9 protein-coding genes are annotated in these 8,885 nt (G+C 68.9%); 2 read left to right on the top strand and 7 right to left on the bottom strand.

Translation table 11 applies throughout. The features are described 5' to 3' along the window. From GXZ33_RS05185 to GXZ33_RS05155, 7 genes are all read right to left on the bottom strand, one after another. The coding region (locus GXZ33_RS05185; RefSeq protein ID WP_291339806.1) for a UDP-N-acetylmuramoyl-L-alanyl-D-glutamate--2,6-diaminopimelate ligase at window positions 1-1,376 on the bottom strand (1,376 nt) is incomplete at its 3' end. A gap of 47 nt (window positions 1,377-1,423) precedes the next feature. Then, window positions 1,424-3,283: a penicillin-binding protein 2 gene (locus GXZ33_RS05180; RefSeq protein WP_291339805.1), complete on the bottom strand. Its 1,860-nt coding sequence runs from the start codon at window positions 3,281-3,283 to the stop codon at window positions 1,424-1,426. A gap of 199 nt (window positions 3,284-3,482) precedes the next feature. Then, entirely contained in the window at window positions 3,483-4,232 is a 750-nt protein-coding gene (locus GXZ33_RS05175) for a hypothetical protein (RefSeq protein WP_291339804.1), read from the bottom strand. Then, a complete protein-coding gene (gene rsmH / locus GXZ33_RS05170) occupies window positions 4,229-5,248 on the bottom strand; it encodes a 16S rRNA (cytosine(1402)-N(4))-methyltransferase RsmH (protein ID WP_291339803.1) in 1,020 nt (339 codons plus the stop codon). Before rsmH ends, GXZ33_RS05175 begins: the two co-directional genes overlap by 4 nt. Window positions 5,249-5,409: 161 nt before the next feature. Further along, the gene (mraZ, locus tag GXZ33_RS05165; protein WP_291339802.1) at window positions 5,410-5,844 is read right to left on the bottom strand and encodes a division/cell wall cluster transcriptional repressor MraZ; all 435 of its coding nucleotides are present in this window, start codon (window positions 5,842-5,844) and stop codon (window positions 5,410-5,412) included. Window positions 5,845-6,203: 359 nt separating this feature from the next. Then, window positions 6,204-6,602: a DUF3040 domain-containing protein gene (locus tag GXZ33_RS05160; RefSeq protein WP_291339801.1), complete on the bottom strand. Its 399-nt coding sequence runs from the start codon at window positions 6,600-6,602 to the stop codon at window positions 6,204-6,206. Window positions 6,603-6,701: 99 nt separating this feature from the next. Then, window positions 6,702-7,127: an SAV_6107 family HEPN domain-containing protein gene (locus tag GXZ33_RS05155; protein WP_291339800.1), complete on the bottom strand. Its 426-nt coding sequence runs from the start codon at window positions 7,125-7,127 to the stop codon at window positions 6,702-6,704. A gap of 214 nt (window positions 7,128-7,341) precedes the next feature. On the opposite strand from GXZ33_RS05155, the gene GXZ33_RS05150 reads away from it, so the two are divergent. Both GXZ33_RS05150 and GXZ33_RS05145 read left to right on the top strand, forming a co-directional pair. Then, entirely contained in the window at window positions 7,342-7,935 is a 594-nt protein-coding gene (locus GXZ33_RS05150; RefSeq protein WP_291339799.1) for a GNAT family N-acetyltransferase, read from the top strand. Window positions 7,936-7,991: 56 nt separating this feature from the next. Next, on the top strand, window positions 7,992-8,885 hold an 894-nt coding region (locus GXZ33_RS05145), incomplete at its 3' end, for a polyprenyl synthetase family protein (RefSeq protein WP_291339798.1).

Raw genomic sequence — 8,885 nt, 5'->3', positions numbered from 1 at the left:
GGCAGGGTGAAGCGGACGACCTGGGCGCCGGTGGGAGTGAGCGCACTCTGGACGGCGGTGACGTCGGCCTCAACGCCGCGGGTGGCCACGGTCAGCGGGTCCGCGGCGCGGATGGTGGCGGGCACCTCGGAACGGGGGTTGTCATCGGTGACGATCACCAGGTCGGCGCGCTGGGCGGACAACTCCCCCATCGGGGCGCGCTTGGTGGCATCACGGTCACCACCGGCGCCGATGACCACGCCGAGGCGGCCATCGATCTGGGTGCGCAGGGTGTCCAGGACAGCCGCCACCGCGGCGGGCTTGTGTGCGTAGTCGACCACGGCGAGGAAGTCCTGGCCTTCGTCGATACGCTCCATGCGCCCGGGGACGGCGACGTTGACGAAGCCCGCCGTGAAGGCCTGCGGGTCGATGCCCACGCTCCACGCCAGGGCGGTGGCCAGGGCGGCGTTGGCGATGTTGAAGTCACCCGGCAGCGGCAGCTCCGCCTCGACGCTCTCCCCCGGCAGGGTGAAGCGGACGACCTGGGCGCCGGTGGGAGTGAGCGCACTCTGGACGGCGGTGACGTCGGCCTCAACGCCGCGGGTGGCCACGGTCAGCGGGTCCGCGGCGCGGTCGGCCATGCGCCGGCCCCACTCGTCGTCGACGCACACGACCGTCTTCTCCGCGACCAGCGGCGAGGCCGGGTCGAAGAAACGGGCCTTGGCCTCGAAGTACTCCTCCATCGTCGGGTGGAAGTCGAGGTGGTCCTGGGAGAGGTTGGTGAAGCCGGCGACGTCGAAACGCGTGCCAGCCACCCGGCCCAGCTCCAGGGCGTGGGAGGAGACCTCCATGACCACGTGCGTCACCCCCTCCGCGAGCATCCGCACGAACAGGGACTGCAGGGTGGTCGCCTCGGGGGTGGTGAGGTCGGTGGGGACGGGGCGGCCGTCGATACGCGTGCCCGTCGTGCCGATGAGACCGACCTTGAGGCCGGCGGCCATGAGCCCCTGCTCGAGGAGGTAGCTGGTTGTCGTCTTGCCGGAGGTGCCGGTGATGCCGAGCACCGTCAGCCGCTCGGAGGGGTGGCCGTGGATCTCCGCGGCGACCGCACCGAGGACCGCCCGGACGTCGTCGACGAGGAGGACGGGGCGGGTGTCACCGGCGGCGTCGAGAAGCTCCCGTCCGGCGGCGTCGGTGAGGATCGCGACGGCCGGGGTGCCCGCGGCGAACTCCGCGCCGTGCCGACGCGTGCCGGGGACCGCCGCGAAGAGCGCACCCTCATCCGCCAGGCGGGAGGAGTCGAGCTCCACCGACGTGACGGCGGGATCCGCGGATCCGTGCAGCTCTCCCCCGGCGATGCGGGCGAGGTGGGACAGTGTGGTCACTGTTGTCTCCATGATCATGGACCTCCGTGGTGGGCTGGGATGGTGGGCGCTGAGGGGCGCTAGTGGGCGTGGAGGATCAGCATGTCCTCCATGGGCGGCGACGCCGGGATGTTGTCCCGGTTGAGCAGCCACGAGGCGATGTCCCGGAACAACGGCGCCGAGGACTGGCCACCGCCGCCCCCCGCCTCCACTCCGGCGCGGGGCTCGTCGACCATGACGGCGACGACGAAGCGGGGGTCATCCGCCGGGGCGATGCCCGCGAAGGTGATCCAGTAGTCCGAGTTCGAGTACGCACCCGTCCGGGGGTCGACCTTCTGGGCGGTGCCCGTCTTGCCGGCGGTCTGGTAACCGGGGACCGCGCCGTTGGCGCCGGTACCCGACTGCAGACCACCCGGGTCGGCCTGCATGACGGAACGGAACATCTGGACCACCGTCTCCGCCGTCTGCGGGCTGACCACCTGGGTCCGCTTCGGTTCCGTGCTCGCCGTGACCTTGCCGTCCGGGCCTGTGACCGACTCGATGATGCGCGGCTCGATCCGCTCACCGTGGTTGGCCAGCGCCTGGTAGATGCTCGCCATCTGCAGGGTGGTGAAGGACATGCCCTGACCGATGGGCAGGTTGGCGAAGGTGCCGCCCGACCACTGCTCACGCGGCGGCAGCAGACCGGCGGACTCGTTCGGCAGCTCCACCCCCGTCGGCCGGCCGATGCCGAAACGGTCGAGGTAGTCGGCGAAACGGTCCTCGCCGAGACGCTCCGCGAGCATGAGCGTGCCCACGTTCGAGGACTTACCGAAGATGCCGGTCGTGGTGTACGGCACGAGACCGTGGTCCCACGCGTCCGCGACGGTCACACCCGCCATGTGGATGGAACCCGGCACCTGGTGGACCTCGTCCGGGGTGGTCAGGCCCTCCTCGAGGGTCGCCGCAGCGGTGATGACCTTCGCGACGGAACCCGGCTCATAGGGGTGGGAGATGGTCTGGTTCTCGAAGTCCTTGCCCTGCTCCAGCTGACGCTCGATGTTGCCGTTCGGGTCGATGGTGTCGGTGTTCGCCATCGCCAGCACCTTGCCGGTGGCCACGTCCAGGACGACGGCCTCGGCGGACTTCGCCTGCGAGTTGGCCTTCGCCTGCTCGAGGAGCTGCTGGACGTAGGTCTGCAGGTCCAGGTCGAGGGTCAGCTCGACGGAGGCGCCGTCGACGGCGGGCACCACGTCACGCAGCGTGCCCGGGATGACCTGCCCGTCGGTGGAGACGTCCTCCGTGGACCGGCCGTTGATGCCCGAGAGCGTCGCATCACCGGAGGCCTCGAAACCGAACTGGCCCTGACCGTCCATCGACACCTTGCCGATGATGTTCTCCGCGATCGCCCCGTTGGGGTACTGGCGGATGTCCTGGTGGTCGGCGGCCACCCCGTGGAAGGTGGAGGCGATCTCCGTGGCGACGTCCGGGTCGACGTTGCGCACCAGCACCTCGTAGTTCGTCTCCGCGTGCAGCTTGTCCAGGATCTCCTGCGACTTCACCTCACCCGTGATCGCCCCCGCGTCCTCGATCATGCGGGGGATCTCCTCCGACATCCGCACGAGGACATCCTCCACGCGGCCGTCAATCTGGGCGTCGATCTCGCTGCGCGACATGCCGTCGATACGCATCGCCAGGTCCTGCTGCTGACGCAGCTCACCGCGCAGCACCCGCGGGGACACCGTGAGGCTGCGGGCCTGCATGGTGTACGCCAGCTGGTTGCCCCGCCGGTCGACGATCTCGCCGCGACGGGCCGGGTCGACGTACACGCGGGCACGCTGCTCCTGCGCCTTCGCCGCCAGCTCCGGCCCCCACACCACCTGCACCCAGGCGAGACGTCCGACGAGGACGACCGCGATGATGAGGAAGACGCTGAGGACCACCCGCATGCGGGCCACCATCAGGGACTTCTGGTCCTGCGGCTGGCGACGGGGCTTCTGCTGCGGCCGCGCCTGGGGCTGGGGCGGTGAGACGCGGCGGGGCCTGGTGACCCGGGCCTCGGAGTAGGGGCGGGATGACGAACGGCGGGACGAGTCTCCCCGTCCCGCGTCACGTCTCACGCCACCGGTACCCGGTCGTGTCACTGGCTGTCCTCACCTGCTAGTTGTCGTTCATGTTCTCTGGTTCCGCCTCCGGCACATTCGGGGCATAAGGGAGCACTCCCCGCTCCGGCGCCGGGGCGACAGGGTCCGGGAGCGCATCATACGGTGAGCGGAGCTGGTGTCCCTGCGGCACGGCCTCCAGGTTGTCCTCGAGTTCGTGGGTCGCCTCCGGGTCACTGGACGCCTGGCCCGGCCGGACCGGGGCACCGTTGACGTCAATGATAGGGCTCGTCGCGATGTCCGCCGGGCGCTGCTCCACGATCCCGCCGTCCTCCTGCACCGCCAGGATGCCGGGCTGCGCGGGCAGCACCAGGCCGAGCTCGCCGGCCCGTCGTGCGATCTCCGCGGAGGACCGGACGTTCTCCAGGTCACGGTTGAGGGTCTCCAGCTGATTCGACAGCTGCTTGTCCTGTGTCTGCAGGAGCTGCGTCTGGAAGGTCTGCTGCGTCGCCAGTCCCGCCAGCCACATGGCCACCGCCACACCGGCGATCGCCAGGACGATGGACACGCTGATGAGCTTGGCCAGCAGCGAGGTCTGCTTGAGCTCCGAGACCCGCCGGCCCCGGACCGAGACGACCTGCCGCGATCCCAGGCGGTTGGGCACGGGACGGCGCCGCGTCGGCAGCGGGGTCTGCGCCGGCGGCGTGTAGGAACGGGTGCGCTGCTCCCGGTCGAGGAGAGCGGTCCCGACGCTGTAGTCACGGCTCGCCCCCATGCGGCGCTGCTTGCTGGTGGTGGTCGGGTTCACGATCGGTCTCCAAACGGGTCAGGGAGCTTCTCGACGGCACGGACCCTCACCGGGGCCGCACGCGGGTTCTCCTCGATCTCGGCTTCGGTCGCCTTCTCCGCGCCACGGGTGACGGTGGCGAAACGCGGCGCCGTGCCCGGCAGGTCCATCGGCAGGCCGGGCGGGGTCTTCGATGCGGTCATCTCCGCGAAGGCCGCCTTGACGATGCGGTCCTCCAGGGACTGGTAGCTCATGAACACGGCACGGCCCCCGACCGCCAGCAGTCCGGCGATGACGGGGATGACGTTCTCCAGTGCCTCGAGCTCGGCGTTGACCTCGACGCGCAGCGCCTGAAAGGTGCGCTTGGCGGGGTGTCCACCGGTGCGTCGGGTGGCGGCGGGGATGGTGGCGTAGAGCAGGTCGACGAGGCGGGCGGAGGTGGTGAAGGGCTCCTTCTCCCGCTCCCGCAGCACAGCCGAGGCGATCTTGCCCGCGAAACGCTCATCACCGTAGGTCTTGAGGATGCGCGCCAGTTCGCCGTGGCCGTACGTGTTGAGGACATCCGCCGCGGTCTTCGACAGCCCCGGGTCCATGCGCATGTCCAGCGGCGCGTCGGTGCGGTACGCGAAACCACGCTCCACCTGGTCGAGCTGCATGGAGGAGACACCGAGGTCGAAGAGCGCTCCGGCGACGCCGTGCTCACGGGCCAGGTCGAAGATCGGCCCCTCCCCCGCCTCGATCTCCTCACCGATGCCGTCGAAACGGGTCTGGACGCCGACGAACCTGTCCCCGAAGGGGGCGAGGCGGGCGCGGGCATCCGCCAGCGCGACCGGGTCACGGTCCACGCCGATGACGTGCGCCTCGGGGAAGGTACGGAGGAAATGCTCCGTGTGGCCGCCGGCACCGAGGGTGCCGTCGACGATGACCGCCGCGGCACCGAGCTTCTCGACGCCCGGCGCGAGCAGGTCCGCCATGCGGTCCCGGAGGACCGGGACGTGGCCGTGGTTGTCGTCGATGTTGAAGCTCATGTCACTCATGACCGCGCCCCCTTCCTGATCATCTTGTCCTGTGTCCGGAGAGCGGGACGCGTACAGGGCCCTGCCCGATGTGTCCATCTGATGTCGGGGAAGTACACCAGAGCATCACCTCGGGCAGAGTCCTACACGCATCCCGCTCATCCCGTGACGACCGTCGTGGGTCAGAGCAGTCCGTTGAGGATCTCTTCCGCATCGGCCGCGGAGAACGCGGCCTCTGTCTCCCGCTGATAAGCGGCCCAGGATTCGGCATCCCAGATCTCGAGGAAATCCACAGATCCGATGACCACACACTCCTTCGTCAGGCCCGCATACTCACGGTGCCCGGCGGAGAGGGTGATGCGCCCGTTGCCGTCAGGTCGCTGTTCATCCGCACTGGCAGCCAGATTGCGGATGAAGGCACGAGCCTGCGGGTTGGTGCGGGACACCGCTGCAGCCTTCCGGATGCGGGCGGCGAACTCCTCCCGGGGATAGACCGCAAGACTGTGATCCTGCCCCTTCGTGACCATCAACCCTCCGGCCAGTTCCTCACGGAATTTGGCCGGTAGTGTCAGTCGACCCTTGTCGTCGAGCTTCGGAGTGTAGGTACCGAGAAACATCCCCGGGCCACCTTCCTCGTCTCGTCTCCACGGATCTGCCTGACCTGATTCAATTCTGACGCTGGACAATGTCCACCGCTGCGCCCCACAATACCCCACTTTGCCCCACCAACAACCCTCATTTACGGCCTGTCGGCACCTCAGGCACACAGATTCGCAGGTGAGAGGAACAAAAGAAGGTGGGGCACGTCAACCGGCAGGCGCGTCGCAGACACCGTCCCCTCAGCCCACCACGGAGCACGGGGACCCGGAACAGGGCAGATCCGGAACCCGGTGGGTCAAAGTGGGGCCGAGGGGAAGGCAGAAAAAACCGCCGCCCCGATGTCGGGACGGCGGTGAATTTCTCTGGATGCGAGGGGTCAGCGCTCCTCGAAGCGGCGACGGAAGTTCTCCTCCATCTTGCTCGCCATGGAGGACGGGTCATTCGGGCGCTCACGGCCCGGACGACGCTTGACCACACGGTCCGCGGAGGAGGCACCTCCACCACGGAGCATCCACACTCCGGCCCCGAACATCACGAGGAAGCCGACCACACTGAGGGCGATGAACCACAGGCTCTGCTGGGCCAGGGCGACGCCACCGACGAGCATGACGAGACCCACGACCGCAATGGCGATACCGCGGAGCGTGATCCCCGGGACACCGTCCCCACCGAAGACGTGATCGCCCGCCACAGTCGCCCCGAACTTGGGGTCATCGGCAAGGAGAGACTGTTCGATCTCCCGGAGCATCCTCTGCTCCTGCTCTGAAAGCGACACTGTTCCTCCCGGATATCGCTGGGGTTTGATCTATCTACTCGTTCAACGCCCAGACTATCGGGATTGTTCCCGCAATTGCCAACCCCTACTTTCAGCAACCTAAGCAGCCGCCGGTACCCAACCCGCCTCAGCTTCCGCCTCCGCGAGGAAGCGTGCGGCGAGCTCCATGACCGTGGACACGACACCATGATCGACCTCGCGCTCCAGCCCGGAGGCCACCCGGGACCGCAGGCGCGAGTACTGACTGAAGGCGACCGCCCACTTCTCCCCCTCCGCATCCACCATCCGGAGCTGGTCCCAGGCCCCGGTGGGTCGACGCCGCCGCCCCGCCACGGCCGACGCCGAGATGCGGGCGCCGGCGGTACGCAGCGCCGCCTGATAGGCGGACTCGAGGGCGAGGTCCCACTCCCCCGCCTCCCGGTGAACATGCGCCTGCGCCAGCAGCGCCTGCGCCTTGAGGATGAAGTCGGCCCGCCGCGTGCCCGCCCCGGCGAACCTCGTCGTCGCCGAAATGATCTGTGCCATCGGAACCATCTCCTTCCCCTACTCTCCGACCTGCTCCTGCGTGTTGCCCTCACCCTAGGAACAGGCCTGGACACCACACCCCCATGATAGAACAACCTTTCGAATAGGTCAATGGTTTTCCTGCGGATTCCACAGCTTCCGGGGCATCAGGTGTTCGAGACGGAAACCTCCCCCTTTTCCACACGCACCCGCCGGTTCGTGGTTCAGTGGTTGTGTGACCATGGAGATCCGCCGCTTGTCCGGCCCTGAATTCGCCGTACTGGCCCCTCAGCTCGTCGACCTCTACATAGAGGCGATGGGCTACGACCCGGGCATCCGTGCCGGCCGCATCGACGTCTGGCGACGCGAGATCGTCCAACCGGGCTTCACCGCGCTGGTCGCCCTCGACCACGACGAGGTCCTCGGCGTCGCCTACGGCTACATCGGCATGCCCGACATGTGGTGGGACCGCCAGGTGCGGCGCGGGATCCGGGAGATCGGCGGCCCGGACACCCGGCAGCTGCTGCTCATGCGCGACTACTTCGAGGTGGCGGAGATCCATGTGGCCCCCGACCAGCAGGGACGCGGGATCGGGAGGGTGCTGCTCTCGCAGCTGCTCTGGCTGGCACCCGCCGGCAACGCGATGCTGTCGACGCCGGAGGTCGACGACGAGGCGAACAACGCCTTCTCCCTCTACCGCTCCATGGGCTTCCGCGACGAGCTGCGTCACTTCCGCTTCGACGGCGACGCACGCCCCTTCGCGGTCCTGTCGGTTCCCCTCCCCCTGCCGGGGATGGTGGAGAAGACCGCCGTTGAACGACCCCGGTGACCGGCTGGGTATCGTGGGATCCGACCGCCCACCACCCACATGAAGGATCATCCGCGTTGAGCACTTCCAGGCCCCTCAGGACGCTGACCCTCGACCAGATCCCGGACGCCGCCCGGGAAGAACTGACCCGCTTCATCGACGACCGTCGGGAGCAGGTGGCCGCCATCGGCGGCCCGGTCACCGAGGCAGTCGCCCACCTGGAGTCCTTCGTGCTCGGTGGTGGGAAGCGCATCCGCCCGCTCTACGCCTGGGCCGGTTTCGTCGGGGGCGGCGGCCTCGAACGGGGGACGGAGGATCCGGCCGCGATGCTGCGTGCCGCCGCCTCGCTGGAGTTCATCCAGGCCTGCGCACTGATCCACGACGACATCATCGACTCGTCCGACACCCGGCGCGGCAATGCGACGGTCCACAGGGCCGTCGAGAAGCAGCACCGGGACCGCAGCTGGGCGGGTGACCCCGCGCACTTCGGTGAGTCGGTGGCGATCCTCGTCGGCGACCTCGCCCTCGTGTGGGCCGAGGACATGCTGCAGGACTCCGGTCTGTCCGTCGAGGCCCTGCAGCGGGCCCGCGAGCCGTGGCGGGGCATGCGCACCGAGGTGATCGGCGGGCAGCTGCTCGACATCACCCTGGAGGCGACCGCTGACGAGAACATCGGGCTCGCCGACTCCGTGAACCGTTTCAAGACCGCCGCGTACACCATCGAACGCCCCCTGCACCTCGGGGCCGCCGTCGCGGGCGCGGACCAGGCCACCATCGACGCCTTCCGCGGCTACGGCCATGACATCGGCATCGCCTTCCAGCTCCGCGACGACCAGCTCGGTGTCTACGGCGACCCGGAGATCACCGGCAAGCCCGCCGGCGACGACCTGCGGGAGGGCAAGCGCACCGTCCTGCTCGCCACCGCCCTACAGCGTGCCGACGAACGCGATCCCGCCGCCGCCGCCGAGCTG

This window comes from Corynebacterium sp., assembly GCF_012838985.1.
Taxonomy (GTDB): domain Bacteria; phylum Actinomycetota; class Actinomycetes; order Mycobacteriales; family Mycobacteriaceae; genus Corynebacterium.
The sequence above is the reverse complement of the archived record's forward strand: the minus strand, read 5'-3'. Positions and strand labels throughout refer to the sequence as shown.